Source organism: Erythrobacter sp. 'gip.4 top 5', from assembly GCF_056495765.1.
This window is the reverse complement of the sequence record NZ_CP200270.1, coordinates 2,365,085-2,380,244: the sequence shown is the minus strand read 5'-3', so window position 1 is coordinate 2,380,244 and position 15,160 is coordinate 2,365,085. Positions and strand designations below refer to the sequence as shown.

Annotated in this window: 19 protein-coding genes and 1 tRNA gene; 12 read left to right on the top strand and 8 right to left on the bottom strand. The window is 60.1% G+C overall.

Annotated elements, in window-relative coordinates; all coding sequences use genetic code 11:
* Nucleotides 1–46 precede the first annotated feature (46 nt).
* The 4 genes from ACRANW_RS11510 (at nt 47) to ACRANW_RS11495 (ending at nt 2,203) form a co-directional block, all read left to right on the top strand.
* Nucleotides 47–808 carry a F0F1 ATP synthase subunit A gene (locus tag ACRANW_RS11510; RefSeq protein WP_479433931.1) on the top strand — a complete coding sequence of 254 codons (762 nt, stop codon included), beginning with the start codon at nt 47–49 and terminating at the stop codon, nt 806–808.
* Nucleotides 809–871: 63 nt separating this feature from the next.
* Complete coding sequence (locus tag ACRANW_RS11505; protein WP_054118254.1) at nt 872–1,096, top strand: F0F1 ATP synthase subunit C; 225 nt, start codon at nt 872–874, stop codon at nt 1,094–1,096.
* Between the two features lie 89 nt (nt 1,097–1,185).
* A complete protein-coding gene (locus ACRANW_RS11500) occupies nt 1,186–1,680 on the top strand; it encodes a F0F1 ATP synthase subunit B family protein (protein ID WP_479431922.1) in 495 nt (164 codons plus the stop codon).
* Nucleotides 1,673–2,203 (top strand): F0F1 ATP synthase subunit B family protein, encoded by a 531-nt coding sequence (locus ACRANW_RS11495; RefSeq protein ID WP_479431921.1) that lies wholly within the window; start codon nt 1,673–1,675, stop codon nt 2,201–2,203. The genes ACRANW_RS11500 and ACRANW_RS11495 overlap by 8 nt, the downstream gene beginning before the upstream one ends.
* Nucleotides 2,204–2,269: 66 nt before the next feature.
* Here the strand turns inward: ACRANW_RS11495 and ACRANW_RS11490 are convergent, their stop codons facing one another.
* The 4 genes from ACRANW_RS11490 to ACRANW_RS11475 form a co-directional block, all read right to left on the bottom strand.
* The gene (locus ACRANW_RS11490; RefSeq protein ID WP_479431920.1) at nt 2,270–3,262 is read right to left on the bottom strand and encodes an NADPH:quinone oxidoreductase family protein; all 993 of its coding nucleotides are present in this window, start codon (nt 3,260–3,262) and stop codon (nt 2,270–2,272) included.
* A gap of 3 nt (nt 3,263–3,265) precedes the next feature.
* Complete coding sequence (gloB, locus tag ACRANW_RS11485; protein WP_479431919.1) at nt 3,266–4,021, bottom strand: hydroxyacylglutathione hydrolase; 756 nt, start codon at nt 4,019–4,021, stop codon at nt 3,266–3,268.
* Nucleotides 4,022–4,142: 121 nt separating this feature from the next.
* Entirely contained in the window at nt 4,143–5,849 is a 1,707-nt protein-coding gene (gene rpsA / locus ACRANW_RS11480) for a 30S ribosomal protein S1 (protein ID WP_479431918.1), read from the bottom strand.
* 396 nt (nt 5,850–6,245) lie between these two features.
* Nucleotides 6,246–6,872: a (d)CMP kinase gene (locus tag ACRANW_RS11475; RefSeq protein WP_479431917.1), complete on the bottom strand. Its 627-nt coding sequence runs from the start codon at nt 6,870–6,872 to the stop codon at nt 6,246–6,248.
* Between the two features lie 20 nt (nt 6,873–6,892).
* Between ACRANW_RS11475 and dcd the strand changes: the two genes are divergently transcribed.
* The gene (gene dcd / locus ACRANW_RS11470; protein WP_479431916.1) at nt 6,893–7,459 is read left to right on the top strand and encodes a dCTP deaminase; all 567 of its coding nucleotides are present in this window, start codon (nt 6,893–6,895) and stop codon (nt 7,457–7,459) included.
* A gap of 36 nt (nt 7,460–7,495) precedes the next feature.
* Here dcd and ACRANW_RS11465 read toward each other — a convergent pair whose 3' ends face one another.
* Genes ACRANW_RS11465 through aroA form a run of 4 tightly spaced genes read right to left on the bottom strand, consistent with a single transcriptional unit; the run spans nt 7,496 to nt 10,345 of the window.
* Entirely contained in the window at nt 7,496–8,524 is a 1,029-nt protein-coding gene (locus tag ACRANW_RS11465; protein ID WP_479431915.1) for a proline iminopeptidase-family hydrolase, read from the bottom strand.
* Entirely contained in the window at nt 8,521–8,763 is a 243-nt protein-coding gene (locus ACRANW_RS11460) for a hypothetical protein (protein ID WP_479431914.1), read from the bottom strand. Before ACRANW_RS11460 ends, ACRANW_RS11465 begins: the two co-directional genes overlap by 4 nt.
* Nucleotides 8,760–9,032, bottom strand: coding sequence for a CBU_0592 family membrane protein (locus tag ACRANW_RS11455; protein ID WP_479431913.1), 273 nt, complete (start codon nt 9,030–9,032; stop codon nt 8,760–8,762). The genes ACRANW_RS11460 and ACRANW_RS11455 overlap by 4 nt, the downstream gene beginning before the upstream one ends.
* Entirely contained in the window at nt 9,029–10,345 is a 1,317-nt protein-coding gene (gene aroA, locus ACRANW_RS11450; RefSeq protein ID WP_479431912.1) for a 3-phosphoshikimate 1-carboxyvinyltransferase, read from the bottom strand. The genes ACRANW_RS11455 and aroA overlap by 4 nt, the downstream gene beginning before the upstream one ends.
* Nucleotides 10,346–10,529: 184 nt before the next feature.
* Between aroA and ACRANW_RS11445 the strand changes: the two genes are divergently transcribed.
* The 7 genes from ACRANW_RS11445 to ACRANW_RS11415 all read left to right on the top strand — a co-directional run bounded on the left by ACRANW_RS11445 (nt 10,530) and on the right by ACRANW_RS11415 (nt 15,042).
* The gene (locus ACRANW_RS11445) at nt 10,530–10,865 is read left to right on the top strand and encodes a TIGR02300 family protein (RefSeq protein WP_479431911.1); all 336 of its coding nucleotides are present in this window, start codon (nt 10,530–10,532) and stop codon (nt 10,863–10,865) included.
* A gap of 87 nt (nt 10,866–10,952) precedes the next feature.
* Nucleotides 10,953–11,028, top strand: a tRNA-Ala gene (locus ACRANW_RS11440).
* Between the two features lie 132 nt (nt 11,029–11,160).
* On the top strand, nt 11,161–12,639 hold the full coding sequence (ffh, locus tag ACRANW_RS11435; protein ID WP_479431910.1) for a signal recognition particle protein: 1,479 nt from the start codon (nt 11,161–11,163) through the stop codon (nt 12,637–12,639).
* 60 nt (nt 12,640–12,699) lie between these two features.
* Nucleotides 12,700–13,182: a 30S ribosomal protein S16 gene (gene rpsP, locus ACRANW_RS11430; RefSeq protein WP_479431909.1), complete on the top strand. Its 483-nt coding sequence runs from the start codon at nt 12,700–12,702 to the stop codon at nt 13,180–13,182.
* A 6-nt stretch (nt 13,183–13,188) separates the two neighbouring features.
* Complete coding sequence (rimM, locus tag ACRANW_RS11425; protein ID WP_479431908.1) at nt 13,189–13,689, top strand: ribosome maturation factor RimM; 501 nt, start codon at nt 13,189–13,191, stop codon at nt 13,687–13,689.
* Nucleotides 13,690–13,693: 4 nt separating this feature from the next.
* Entirely contained in the window at nt 13,694–14,239 is a 546-nt protein-coding gene (locus ACRANW_RS11420) for a glycine-rich domain-containing protein (RefSeq protein WP_479431907.1), read from the top strand.
* Nucleotides 14,239–15,042, top strand: coding sequence for a TIGR04222 domain-containing membrane protein (locus tag ACRANW_RS11415; RefSeq protein WP_479431906.1), 804 nt, complete (start codon nt 14,239–14,241; stop codon nt 15,040–15,042). The genes ACRANW_RS11420 and ACRANW_RS11415 overlap by 1 nt, the downstream gene beginning before the upstream one ends.
* Nucleotides 15,043–15,160: the final 118 nt, after the last annotated feature.

Genomic DNA, 15,160 nt, shown 5'->3' with positions numbered 1-15,160 from the left:
TGGGGATCTTTCGATCGTGGCAGCCGAAGAAGGCAAGGTCGATCCAATGAAGCAGTTTACCATCGAGCCCATCCTGGGTTCGGATTGGCAACTGGCTGACGGGGTCAACATCGCATTCACCAACTCCGCACTGTGGATGGCGATTACTGCCGTCCTCGTGTGGGTGTTTGTGGCAGGCGGTATGAAGCGCGCGCTTGTGCCCGGCCGCTGGCAGATGGCGGTCGAAAGCATGACCGGCTTTATCGACGATCTGCTCGAAGCCAATGTTGGCGCCGGCGGGCGCAAGTATGTGCCTTACATCTTTACCCTTTTCATGTTCATCCTGTTCGGGAACCTGCTCGGCCTTGTGCCGGTCGGTCTGATCCCGGGGATCCATGCCTTCACCTTCACCAGCCACTTCACCGTGACCGGCGTGCTTGCGATCATGAGCTTTGCGATCGTGCTGATCGTGGGTTTCTGGAAGCATGGGCTGCATTTCTTCTCGCTGTTCGTGCCTGCAGGCACGCCGCTACCGATGGTTCTGTTCATTGCGCCGATCGAATTCGTTTCATTCATGGTGCGACCCTTCAGCCTTGCGCTGCGTCTGTTCGTGGCGATGATGGCAGGACACGTTTTGCTCAAGGTGTTGGCGAGCTTCGTGATTGCTGGCGGCGCTGGCGGGATCGGAACCGGCATTCTGGTCGGCGTGCCGAGCTTTGTCCTGATGGTGGCGATCAGCGCGCTCGAAATCCTCGTCGCTGGCATTCAGGCCTATGTGTTTGCGCTGTTGACCTCGCTCTATATCAACGATGCGGAAAACCTTCACTGAGAGCTTGGGTGCTCTCGAATTAACCTTCACTAACACACAGATTTTTCTAAGGAGTTTACTATCATGGACGCAACTGCTGCAGCTCTACTCGGTGCCGGTCTTGCGGCGATCGGTGCCGGTCTGGCCGCGCTTGGCGTGGGCAACGTGTTCGCTTCGTTCCTCGAAGGCGCGCTGCGCAACCCGGGTGCTGCCGACGGCCAGCAGGGTCGCCTGTTCATCGGCTTCGCGGCCGCCGAACTTCTCGGTCTGCTCGCCTTCGTGATCGCGGTTCTGCTGATCTTCCGCTAAGTCCGACACGCAGCCTGACGGGTGGTGCGAGGATCGCCTCGTGCTTACCCGTCAGGGTGATCAACTGGCGCTCCGGCAAAAGGTCAACGATGCCACAGATCGAACAAATCGCTGCAACATTGTCGAGCCAGGTCTTCTGGCTGCTGGTGTTCTTCGGCCTCACATTTGTCTTTGTGGGCCTGGGCATGGTGCCGAAGGTTCTGGGCACAGTCGATTTGCGGGATAAGCAGATCGCCGACGATATCGCTGCAGCGCAGACGGCACGCGATCATGCCAACAGCGAAGAAGAGGCTTGGCGCAAGCGCGAGAACGCAAACCGTGCTGCCGCGCAGGGCGTGATCGGTGAAGCCAAGGCCATGGCTGCTGCCGAAACCGGCGCCAAGCTTGCTGAGGCGCAGGTGCGTCTTGATGAGCGCCTTGTTCAGGCCGAAACTGCGATCGAAGCGGCGCGCAGTAGTGCGATGGCCGAGATCGAAGCGGTCGCTGCCGATGCCGCACGCGACATCGTCGCGCGGGTTGCCGGCGCGGATATTGAACCCGCCGCTGCGCAAGCTGCGGTCAAGGAGGCTATGGCGCATGGCTGATATTCTGATGCTGCTGGCCGCCGGATCTGAGGGTCAGGTCGAACCTGGAATCCTTGGTCTTGATTCGTACCAGTGGGTCGCGTTGGCGATGACCGTTCTCATCGCGGTGTTCGTCTGGAAGAAAGTCCCCGGTATTGTCGTCGGTGGTCTTGATAGCAAGATTGCCGCCATTCGTACCGCGCTTGATGAAGCCAAGGCTTTGCGGGCAGAGGCCGAAGGCCTGCGGGCCGAATACGCCGCCAAGATTGCGGCGTCCGAAAAGGATGCCGAGGCGATGCTGGCTGGCGCGCGCGAGGAGGCCGCAGCAATCCTCGCCAAGGCTGAGGCCGACAGCGAAGTCATGGTCGCCCGCCGCCAGCGCATGGCCGAGGACAAGATCGCCGCAGCTGAGCGTGCCGCGATCGCAGAAGTCAAGGACCGCGCCGTAACAGCAGCTGCTTCTGCCTCAAGAAAGTTGATTGCCGAGCGGCATGATAGCGTGGCTGACAGAAAGCTTGCTGATGAGGTCATCGGCTCGCTCTAGGCAGTTCGTGATTAGAGGATCAGGTAAGGGCGGTCCGGCGTGGCCGCCCTTTTCTTTTGTGAAGGTCTATGGGTCTGGCACGAAGACGACTTTGCCGACCAATTGGCGTTGCGCCATCGCCGCAAATCCTTCGCGCCAGCGTGAAAGGGGCAGAGTGCGATCAATCACTGGGCTGATCGCGCCCGTCTCTGCCAGTTGGCTGATAGCGCGCTGGATCGCGGTACCACGCTCTGGGAAGCGACGGGCGTATTCCCCCGCGCGCAAGCCGACGATGCTAAATCCCTTGATCAGCGGGATGTTGGTGGAAATCTCGGCGATCCGTCCGCTCGTAAAGCCCACAATCACCAGCTTTCCGCCGAAGGTGACACAGCGGGTGGATTCATCGAAAGCATCACCGCCCACAGGATCAAATACGATATCCGCGAGGTGTCCTTCCGTGAGCCTTGCGACGTCTTCACGAAAACGGCCTTCCGCGAGGATGACGGCGTCAAGGCTCGTGTTGGTGCCGGCCTTCATCACGATCGCGTCCATTTTGGCGTCCGAGCCGGTCGTGGCAATAACCTTGGCTCCCAGAGCAAGGGCCAGATCGCAGGCGGCAAGGCCCACCCCGCCACTTGCTCCGTGAACCAGCACCCACTGGCCTTCCTGCAATCCGCCCAATTCGACCAGGCCCGAAAAGGCGGTGGAATAGGCCGCGCCCATTGCTGCGGCAGCAGCAAAGTCGATGCCTTGTGGCATCGGAGATAGCTTTCCAGCGGGGACACTTGTGAACTCGGCAAAGGCCCCTGTCTTGTTGCCGCCCATCACCCGGTCACCAATGGCAAATCCGCTTTCCGGGTCTGCTTCCAAGACTTCGCCAGCGAATTCGAGGCCGCTGGTAAAGGGCGGCTCCGGTTTGAACTGATAGTCCCCACGCGTCATCAGCAGGTCGGGGAAGTTGAGCGACGCGGCCTGGACCCGAACCAACACCTCGCCAGCAGCACGCAGAGGGGGCGGGATGTCAGCGAGCATAACGCCGGACAGGTCGTCCGTCAGCCGTTCGACTCTCAGAGCCTTCATGGGTTAGAAATTGTCCTTCGCGGCGCGCAAGGCTGCAAACGTTTCGTGCGGTTCGCTGCCGCCCCAACGGCGCATCAATTCCGGATCATCGGCCCGCAGAAAGGGGTTGGTGGCAAGCTCTCGCGAGAGCCGCGTCGGTACTGTCGGCTCATCTTTGGCGCGCTTGGCTGCAATTTCATCGGCATAGGCCTTGAGCGCCAAATTGTCGGGATCGGCGTGGAGCGCGAATTTCGCATTCGATGCGGTGTATTCATGCGCGCAGTACAGCAGTGTCTCGGACGGCAGGGCCTTGATCCGGCCAAGGCTTTCCCAGAACTGCCTGGGTTCGCCTTCGAACATCCGCCCGCAACCCAGCGCAAATACCGCGTCGCCAACGAAGGCGATGTCGGCCGAGGGAAGGTGGAAAGCGATATGGCCATTGGTGTGGCCGGAAACGTCAATGACGTGCGCTTCGACACCGCCCACTTTTACGGTGTCTCCGTGACCGACAATGCGGTCGACCGGGAACTTGCCGTCAAGCTCGGCAGGGCCGATAATTGTGCAGCCGGTTTCCTCGTGGATCACCGCATTGCCGCCCGCGTGGTCAGGGTGCCAGTGGGTGTTCCAGATTTGGGTGATTTTCCAGCCCTTCATGGCCGCTTCAAGCAGGTAAGCTTTACCGTCGGGCGTGTCGATCGCGACGGTTTCGTGGCTATCGGTGTCGTGAACGAGGAAGCCGTAATTGTCGTGAAGGCAGGGGAATTGGTGAACATGGATCATGCTGGCAGTCTAGCACGTCCCCCATCGTAGGAAAGGCCCACCTGCTCTGGTGAGCAGGTGGGCCTTTCTTGTCGTCGTGTTGACGATGACGCTCACCCGAACAGGCGAGCGACCATCAGCCTCAGTCCTGATTCTTCTTGAGCGCGGCGCCAAGGATGTCGCCGAGCGATGCGCCCGAATCCGACGAGCCGAACTGTGCGACAGCTTCCTTCTCTTCGGAAATCTGACGGGCCTTGATCGAGAAGTTGGGCTTCTTCGAACGGTCAAACCCGATCACCATCGCGTCGATCTTGCTACCGACCTGGAAGCGGTCAGGACGCTGTTCGTCACGATCACGGCCCAGATCTGCGCGCTTGATGAAGCCGGTCGCGCCGTCTTCGCCAACCTGAACTTCAAGGCCGCCGTCACGCACTTCAAGCACAGTGACAGTGACGGTCTGGTTCTTGCGCAGCGCGCCGCCGCTAGAGGCGGCTTCAGCCGATGGCGCACCCTTTTCAAGCTGCTTCATGCCAAGGCTGATGCGCTCCTTTTCGACGTCCACATCGAGAACGATGGCCTTGACCATTTCACCCTTGCGGTGGAGCGCCAGCGCGTCCTCACCCGAAATGCCCCAGGCGATGTCCGACATGTGCACCATGCCGTCGACGTCGCCATCGAGGCCCACGAACAGGCCGAATTCGGTGGCGTTCTTGACTTCGCCTTCGACTTCGGTGCCGACCGGGTGCTTTTCGGCGAATTCGTCCCACGGGTTGCGCTGGGCCTGCTTGAGGCCGAGGCTGATGCGACGCTTTTCGCTATCGACTTCCAGCACCAACACGTCGACTTCCTGCGAAGTCGAGACGATCTTGCCGGGGTGGACGTTTTTCTTGGTCCAGCTCATTTCCGAAACGTGGACCAGGCCTTCGATGCCGGCTTCCAGTTCGACAAAAGCGCCATATTCGGTGATGTTGGTCACCTGACCCGTCAGCTTCATGCCAACCGGGTACTTGGCGGCAACGCCATCCCATGGATCGCTTTCCAGCTGCTTCATGCCAAGGCTGATGCGCTGGGTTTCGGCGTTGATGCGCACGATCTGCACGGTCACGGTATCACCGATATTGATGACTTCGCTGGGGTGGTTGACGCGCTTGTAGCTCATGTCGGTGACATGGAGCAGGCCGTCGATCCCGCCGAGATCCACGAACGCACCGTAATCGGTGATGTTCTTGACGACGCCGTCGATGATCTGGCCTTCGACCAGGTCATTGATGAGTTCGCTGCGCTGTTCGGCGCGCGTTTCTTCAAGCACGGCACGGCGCGAGACGACGATATTGCCGCGGCGACGATCCATCTTCAGAATCTGGAAGGGCTGCGGAATGTCCATCAGCGGCGTGACATCGCGCACGGGACGGATGTCGACCTGTGAGCCGGGGAGGAAGGCCACGGCGCCATCGAGGTCAACCGTGAAGCCGCCCTTGACGCGGCCGAAGATGCGGCCTTCGACGCGCTTGCCTTCGCCAAATTCGCTTTCCAGCTTGTCCCAGGCGGCTTCGCGGCGGGCGCGGTCGCGCGACAGCATGGCTTCGCCGTCAGCGTTCTCGACGCGGTCAACGAAGACTTCGACTTCGCCGCCGACGGTTAGACCGTGGTCGTCTTCGCCGCGGCTGAATTCCTTGAGGGAGATACGGCCTTCGCTCTTGAGGCCGACATCGATCACGGCAAAGCCATTTTCGATTGCAGTAACGGTTCCCTTGACGACGCGGCCTTCAAAGCCGTCTTCGCCGGCACCGCCGAGTTGTTCGTTGAGCATCGCCTCGAAATCGGCGCGCGTGGGCATCTGGGTTGCCATAGGCTGATTTAGTCCTGTTATCGTTGTGCTACCGGCCACCGGTTTTTCCGGGGTCTTAAACTGCTTCCCGTGCACCATTGCGCGGGCTGGCAGGGCAAGAGGCCGTGTCTCTCCGCGCCGCCGGATGCGAATGCGCGAAGGTTCTGCAATCAGAGGTAGATTGCACGAACGGCCGCGCGGCTAGGCGAGAGCGCGGCAAAAGGCAAGGCAATTCGCCCTCGATCCCCCTTCGTATCGCGTTAATGCCATGCGCTGTTGGAGACACATGAGACACTGTCCTAAAGCGGAAAGGCATCCTCCCTTGGGCCGATTGCTTCCCTCTGCCTTGCAGGCCTGTTGGGCACTTGAAAGCGTATCTGCGTCAATCTGACGCGTGAGAGATCGGTAGGAAAGGCTTCAGTGCCCGGCCAACCGCATCTGCACAGCTTCAATCGCCGCTTCAATGGCTGCATCGCGGCCGAAATGGGTGGTGTCGATGACCAGCGCATCGGCGGCGGCGATCAATGGAGCGTCGGTGCGGTTCATGTCGCGCGCATCGCGGGCAGCGATATCGCGCTCTATCGTGGTGAGAGGAACATCGATGCCGCGTCCAGTCATTTCCAGCCAACGGCGGCGAGCGCGTTCCTGAACGCTGGCAGTGACGTAGAGCTTCACTTCGGACTCTGGAAACACAACCGTTCCTATGTCGCGCCCATCGACAACTACACCTTTACTATGACTTAAGAGATTGCTTACATGCTTTCTGATTGCGGACGTAGCAAACATCCTTATCATTGGGTTTGCGGCAATTTGAGCCGCCTTTGTTCCATGGCTTTCATCTCGTAAATTATCTTCATCAAGGTTCTGAAAGTATGATAGGAAATCTTGAATGTTCATCGTTTGGGAATCCGCCGAATTTAGATAAGCTGGCAGCGCACGGTAAAACAAACCAGTATCAACATTCTCATAGCCTAAAGCTTTGGATATGGCTTTTGCCAATGTTCCTTTTCCGCTCGCGGCTGGTCCATCTATAGAAATTATCATATCTGTCTCGGAGTGGATTGATGACCGTACTTCAGTATCAAAGAATAAAAAGTCTCGTTGAACTCTATCACATTATAGAAGATTATGATCTGAATAATATAGGGCCTGCAAGCTATGAGCTTCGGATTGGCTCCGCCTTGAGTCCTAATGAAAAAAAGAAATACGATATTGAAGTAGGTGAGGAGTTTGTTATACGACCAAATAGTCACGTATTACTTGGGACAGTCGAAAAGGTAAAAATGCCTAATAATATGATCGGAACTATGTTTCTCAAGTCAAGATTCGGTCGGGGTGGCTTCATACCTTGGGGTCAGGGGATGGTGGATCCGGGATATGAAGGGACACTTACAATGTCGCTCGTTAATCTCACGCAACACCCTCAAATATTGAAAGGTGGGGATAAAGTCTGCCATCTCATTTTTCAGAATCTCGAAGGGGAAACTGAAAAACCTTATGACGGTGTGTACAAAGGTTCTGAAGGTGCCGTTGGCCCTGCTGAGAAACCAATGAAGATCTTTGGGGATACCGTCAATGCAGCGATTTCTGGTGTTGCAAGTGGCCTAGCCCAAGGCGTAATTACCGGTTAGAATTTCTCAACCTTTCATTGTAAGATGGTTGTTATGTCATGGCCATGCGTCCTTTGCATCGATGCGGGTCATCCAGTCACGGTAGATCATCTCGGCAACTTCGGGGCGTTCGGAGATGAAGGCGTGGCTTCCGCCAGGCACCACCGCAAGTTCCGCGCCGGGGGTGAGGGCGACAAAATCCTGCACCGTGTCAATTCGCGCTTCGTCATATTGGCCCACCACGAACATAACGCGTGAGCCATCGACGCGGTGCAGCAGTCCGCTGGCATCGTAGCTCGCCAACGATCCCGATGCGCGGAATTCGGTCGGTCCCCACATCGCATTGTAGACCGTGGCATTGAACCCGTTGCCGCCATAACGCGTCCGATAGGCGACAGCTTCGGGCGAGGGGGCAGGGCGGTCGGGCCGGCCGTTATAGGCTTTGTAGAAGGCCGCCGTGGCAGGGTCGCACATCGCAGCGGCGGGCGGGGTCGGGCCTTCGCAGGCGCGGATTGTGACCGCGACGTCATCGGGCAGGTCGCGGATCAGCAGGTTGGTGCCGGTGATCCAGTGCGAAGTCGAAAGGTAGGTGCCGCTCAGCACCGCAGAGGCGGTATGCTCAGGGTAGGCCGCCGCATATTCGAGCGCGAGGGCCGAGCCCCAACTGTGCCCGATCACGTGCCAGCGTTCGACGCCAAGCTCGCGGCGGATCGCCTCTAACTCGGCCACGAAGCGTTCGGGCCGCCAGTTGGCCGGATTCTCGGGCCGGTCGGACATGCCGCTGTCGAGCTGGTCATAAAGGATCACAGGGCGCTGGTCGGCAAGGCTCAAAAGCCCGCCGAAATTGACATGGGTGCCGCCCGGTCCGCCGTGGATGATGATAACGGGCGCGGCGCCTTCCCCGATCCGGCCATTGACTCGCACCCAGACCTGCCCGCCCTCGACAGCGACACGGTGTTCGGACGTCGCCACCGACCAGTCTGCGGTGGGATCGGTGGGAAGGGCGGCTGTGTCCTGCGCGTGGACCGGTATCGCGAGACACCAAAGCGAAAGAGCGCCAAAGGCTCTGGCGATTGTGTTGGTCATGAGAATATGTCCTGAGCCTTGGCAGGGGTCAATTCGCGCTTCTCGCGCGCACGCCATCGGAAATGAAGAATGATGAGGGCGACGCACGCCGCGCCAAGATGAAGGCCTAAGTCGACTGCGTTTGGCTTTGTCCCCGCGCGCAGGAACGTAACGATCACAGCCGCGCCCACCAGGATTACGGCTGCCACCACCCGCCGGATCGCCGGCGTTTTTCCAAGGGTAAGCAGCACCTTTTTCATGCCGTATCCGTGTCGCCGATCGATCGGTTCCTCCAGGCTCGCAACAAACCATAGATCGCGATCGCGGCCCAGAAACCTTCCAGAACGAGGCTTGCCCAGTTCGTATGATAAAGCAAGGACACCGTCAGCAGTGCAGCGCCCAGCAGGTTGGTTCCGTGGAGCCAGAAGGGGTTAGTGGCCTTTGCCAGCGTCAGATAAGCATAGGCGGCGATGATGCAGACGGTGCCCGCAAGGCCGACGATGCTCGGCCAGTCGAGCGGGGCGTTCACTGCGTCGCCTTTTCAAGCAATGGCATGAAGGTTGGGAAGCTGGTGTTGATCGGGCTGATGTCGTCAACCTCGACCCCGCCTTGGCTGACAAGCCCTGCCACCGCCATGCTCATGCAGATGCGGTGATCGAGCAGCGAATTGATGCAGGCGTTGCTGGTACCTCGCAGCGGTTCGCCGCCTGTGCCGTGGATGGTGAGGCCGTCTTCATGTTCATCGACCCGCGCACCGGCCGCGTTCAGCGCGGCGGCCATTGCGGCCAAGCGGTCACTTTCCTTGACCCGCAGTTCCTCCAGGCCGGTGGTACGGGTGGTACCCTTTGCAAGCGCTGCGGCGACGAACAGAACCGGAAACTCGTCTATCATTGACGGCGCGATCGCGGGATCGACATCGATCCCGGTCAGCGCGGCATGGCGCACGCGAAGATCGGCAACTGGCTCGCCGCCGACCGTTCGCGGGTTCACCTCGGTGATGTCGGCGCCCATCTGCCGCAGCACGTTGAGGAGACCGGCGCGGGTCGGGTTGAGGCCGACATTCCTGATCGTGAGATCACTTCCCGGCACGATGGTGGCCGCGACCATGAAGAAAGCGGCGGATGAAGGATCGCCCGGCACGGTCACATCCATCGGGTGCAGATCGGCCTCACCGTGAATTTCGATAATGCGCTCTGCGGTTTCCTCGCCAACCGTCAGTGCCGCGCCGAAGCCGGTCAGCATCCGTTCGGTATGGTCGCGCGTGGGGACAGGTTCGATGACGCGGGTGATGCCGGGTGTGTTGAGGCCGGCTAGAAGCACCGCGCTTTTTACCTGCGCGCTTGCCACCGGAAGGCGGTAAGTGATTGGGACGGCGGGGTTGCTGCCACGCAGCATAAGCGGGAGTGTGCCGTTCAGCGAGGCTTCGATGCTCGCACCCATCTGCGACAAGGGATTGATCACCCTGTTCATGGGGCGGCCTGACAAGCTGGCATCGCCGACGAAAGTGGCGCTAATCGCGTGGCTTGCGACAAGGCCCATCAGCAGGCGCGTTGAAGTGCCCGAGTTGCCCATGTCGAGCGCCTGTCGGGGCTCAAGCAGGCTTCCAACACCGACTCCGTCCACGATCCATGTGCCATCGGCTTCGCGGATAATTTGTGCGCCGAACTGGCGCATCGCGGCGGCGGTCGCCAGCACATCTTCGCCTTCAAGCAGGCCGGTGATGGTGCTGCGGCCCACGGCAAGCCCGGCGAACATCAGGGCACGGTGACTGATGGACTTGTCGCCGGGGATGCCGATAACACCGCGCAAGGGGCCAGAGAACGCAAAGGTATGACGGGTCATAAGGCCGCGGTCTTTGACAGCGCCCCGCGCTTCTGGCAAGGCGCGCCGCGCATCGGATCGGACCCGTTGATTCAATTCACTTGAAGCAAAGCCCGCCGGACCCCAGAGTTTTTCGTTCAATCCCGCGAACCCGCACCCGCGCTTCGCCCGCCCTTTGATGGGGCGGCCAGTTTGAGGACTTTTTATGGCCAAGCCTGAATGGGGTACCAAGCGTACCTGCCCCAAGTGCGCCGAGCGTTTCTACGATCTCGGCAAAGAAGATCCGGTGACCTGCATCGAATGCGGAGAAACCTGGTCGCCTGAACCGGTTCTCAAATCAAAGCAGCCGATCCCCTTTGAAGACGTCGAAAAGAAGAAGAAGGAAGCCGATGCAGACGCTGACTTGGGCGGCGATGACGAGATCGACGATCTGGAGGACATCGAGGACGACAATGACTCCCCCGATAACGATGTCGATCTTGGCGGAGATGACGATTTAGGCGTTGCGACCACGGGTGACGACGACGACGACGAAACCTGATTTTTTGCTTGCAAGCAGGAGGCGGCCCCACTATTCGCCGCCTTCCGCACACGAAGTTCATCGCTTTGTGTGGTCGATGACTGTTTTGGGGCCTTAGCTCAGCTGGGAGAGCGCAACACTGGCAGTGTTGAGGTCAGCGGTTCGATCCCGCTAGGCTCCACCAGTCATCCTGTTCAAAGTCGAAATGTGATGTCCCGGAGGGGCAACGTTTCGCAACGCTGGCCGACGAGGTTTCGTCCGCCGGCGTTTTTCGCATTTTTCCGGTGGCCTTGGCCTCCGGCTGGAGAAGTTGGCGATGTTCGACACGCTGTCCGACCGTCTTGGCGGGGTCTTTGACAAGCTCAAGGGCCGTGGCGCACTGCGCGAACAAGACGTGCGCGATGCGATGCGCGAAGTGCGGATCGCGCTTCTCGAAGCTGACGTGGCGCTGCCTGTCGCCCGCCGCTTTATTGACGCTGTCACTGAAAAAGCGGTTGGACAGGATGTGCTGCGCTCGGTCACGCCGGGCCAGCAGGTCATCAAGATCGTACACGACGAGCTCGTGGAAACGCTTGGCGGGATGGATGTCGAAGGGCTGAAGCTCGACGCCAAACCGCCGGTTGTGATCATGATGGTCGGCCTTCAGGGCTCGGGCAAAACCACCACCACGGCAAAGCTGGCCAAGCTGATCCGCGAGCGCCACGGCAAGAAGGCTTTGATGGCCTCGCTCGACGTCAATCGCCCGGCTGCGCAGGAGCAGCTGGCAGTCCTCGGCGGCCAGGTCGATGTTGCCACCTTGCCGATTGTGCAGGGCCAGCAGCCGGTCGACATCGCACGGCGCGCGATGGAATCGGCACGCCTCCAGAACTTTGACGTGTTGCTGCTCGACACCGCAGGCCGTCTGCATGTCGATGATGCACTGATGGCCGAAATGAAGGCCGTCGCCAGTGTTTCAGCGCCTACCGAAGTGCTGCTGGTGGTCGATTCGTTGACGGGTCAGGACGCGGTCAATGTCGCGCAAAACTTCAGCAGCGAAGTGCCGCTGACAGGCGTGGTGCTGACCCGGATGGATGGCGATGCCCGCGGCGGCGCTGCGCTTTCCATGCGTGCGGTGACCGGCAAGCCGATCAAGTTCGCAGGCACGGGTGAAAAGCTTGATGCGATCGAGCCGTTCCGCCCCGGGTCGGTTGCTGACCGTATCCTCGGCATGGGCGACGTCGTCAGCCTGGTTGAGCGCGCCGCTGCGTCAATCAAGGAAGAGGACGCCGAAAAGCTTGCTCGCAACATTGAAAAGGGCAAATTCGACCTCAATGATCTCGCCATGCAATTGCGTCAGATGCGCAGCATGGGCGGGCTCGGGATGCTGGCGGGCATGATGCCGGGCATGAAACAGGCCAAGGCGGCGATGGCGACCTCGGGCATGGACGATAAGGTCCTGATCCACATGGAAGCGATCATCGGTTCAATGACGGCCAAGGAGCGCGCCAATCCCGATCTGCTGAACGCCAAGCGCAAAAAGCGCGTAGCAGCAGGCAGCGGCACGGATGTGCAAACGGTCAACAAGCTGCTCAAGATGCATCAGGAAATGGCCCGCGCCATGAAGCAGCTCAAGAAGATGGGCGGCCTTAAGGGGCTGGCGTCCATGTTTGGCGGCGGCGGTATGGGCGGTGCGGGTCCAATGGGCGGGATGGGCGGCCCTGGTGGCTTTCCCGGCCTCGGCGGCCCGTCCGGCGGAATGGGTGGTGGCATGGGCGGCCTGCCCGGTCTCGGTGGCCCGCCGCGCACCAAGAAATAGCATTAGTTCAAGCGTTTCAATTCAACAGTTCAACGTAATTCCAATCGAAAGGTATACCAAATGTCCATTTCCATCCGGCTTTCGCGCGGCGGTGCCAAAAAGCGTCCCTATTATCGTATCGTGGTTGCCAACAGCCGCAGCCCGCGCGACGGCAAGTATCTTGAACAGGTCGGCATCTATAACCCGCTGCTCGCCAAGGATAGCGGTGAGCGCGTAAAATTGACCGAAGACCGTGTGCGTTATTGGCTCGGCGTTGGTGCGCAGCCGACTGACCGTGTGGCTCGCTTCCTGGACGCAGCCGGCATTGTCGAGCGTGCAGCGCGTAACAACCCCAAGAAGGGTGAGCCGGGCGAAAAGGCCAAGGAGCGCGCCGAAGAGCGTGCGTCCAAGATCGCTGAAGCTGAAGAAGCCGCACGCGCCGCTGAGGAAGAAGCCAAGGCCGCTGCTGCCGCGCCTGCCGCAGAAGAACCGGCCGCTGAAGAGCCTGCTGCTGAAGAAGCCGCAACCGGTGATGCCGCGACCGAAGAGAAGGCCGAGGGCTGATCTGACATGACCACGCCCGTCACCCTCGCCGCCATCATCGGCGCACACGGGGTGGCGGGCGAGGTGCGTCTCAAGCTGTTTGGCGAGGGCGCGCACACACTTACGGGCCACAAAAGCTTTAACGGCGGAGCCCTGACGCTGGTGAAAGTCCGGGATGATGGCAAGGGCGGAGCGATTGCTCGCTTTGCGCAAAGCACTTCACGCGGCGATGCCGAGAAACTGCGTGGCACCGCGTTGACCGTTCCCAGAGACGCGCTGCCGCCGCTCGCCGAAGGGGAATTCTATCACGCCGATCTGCTCGGCCTGCCTGTCGTCACAGACACCGGAACGCCGGTCGGGACCGTTCTTGCCATCGAGAACTTCGGTGCGACCGACATTATCGAGATCACCCGCGATCCCGTTCCTGAAAAGGGTTCAAAGACCTTCATGGTCCCTATGATACCGACGGCTGTGATCGAATGGGATGCCGCAAGGCTTGTGATCGGAGCTGATTTCGCCGAAGAATAGGCGCGTGGCAGCGACGAACAGCGCATTGTGGCACCGCATCGTGGCCCACCAGATTGGGCCGGTGGACGCTTCATTCACCTTCGCGGCACGCTTGGCCCGCGAAAATGGCTGGAGCCGTGATCACGCCCAGAGAGTGATCGGTGAGTACAAGCGGTTCTGTTTTCTTGCCATAACGGCCGGACACGCGGTTACGCCTTCGGATGCCGTCGATCAGGTCTGGCATCTGCACCTCACTTACAGCCGCGATTACTGGCACGTGTTCTGTCCGCTTGTGCTCGGCGCAGACCTACACCACGGGCCCACGCAAGGGGGGCCGGTAGAGCGGGCGCGCTATTACGAGCAACACGCGGATACGTTAGCGGCGTATGAGATCGCATTTCAAACACCCGCACCCGTCGACATCTGGCCCACCGCACGGCAACGTTTTGTCACGGACCCGCAAGGTGTCCGCGTTAACGCTTTCGATGTTATCATTGTCAAACGCCGGGTCGCGCTGGCGCTGAGCCTACTTGTCTTGTCGCTGGGATGGCTCGCGGGAAGGATGATGTAATGCAGCTGTTCTCGTCCTGGACGGGCAGCGATTTTCTGCTGTTTTACACGATGTTGCTGGGGCTATCGGGCTTTGTAGCATGGTGGGTGCCAGCGCATTTGCGTGAATTCGGCCGACGCGGCGAACCGGATGATTTCGAAAGCATCGCAGTGCTTGCGGGCGGTCGTTGGCGTATGGCTGATTCGCTGCTGGCGGACCTTTATGTCCGCGGCGCACTGGTGCCGGCCGAAAAGGGCAAACTTGCCGTTATAGAGCCCGACTTGCCCGCAAGCCCCGGCGGCACAGCCCTGTTGGCGATTGGCGCTCCGGTAAGCCTTGAAGAAGCACGCAAGGCAATCCTCGCCCATTCGGAACGGGTCATGGCCCGTCTGCGCCGCGCCGGATTGTTGCTGCGTCCTGAAGAGCATGCGCGCCTTCGCATCCTTTCAATCACACCGTTTGCCGCGCTGTTCATGCTTGGCCTCTATCGGCAGCGCGCCGGAAGCGCGGTGGGTGAACCGACGGGTTTCCTTGTGGGGTTGCTGATCCTTACAGTCGTCGTTGCAATCATTCGCTATGCCAGATGCGATCCGCGCACCGTGGCCGGTGTGGCCGCCGTTCAGGATTTGCGGGCGCGCAATAGCCGTTTCGCTCGTGCGCCGCGGCCAGACGAAGTTGCCATGGCCGTGGCGTTGTTCGGCACTGGGGTATTGGTGGGAACGCCGTGGGAACCAGTTCACGCGCTGCGTCAGCACAGCGGTGTTGGTGGTGAAGGCGGCGGGGCTGATGGTGCCGGCGATGGCGGCTCAGGTTGCGGCGGCTGATCTCTCGGGATAAGGAAACGCAGCGCATCAAAGACATCGGCGCCGTCAGTAAAGACCGCATCAAGGAAGTACATTGCAATGGACTGGAAATTGCGCAGGCCGAGCGAAAAATGGTTTT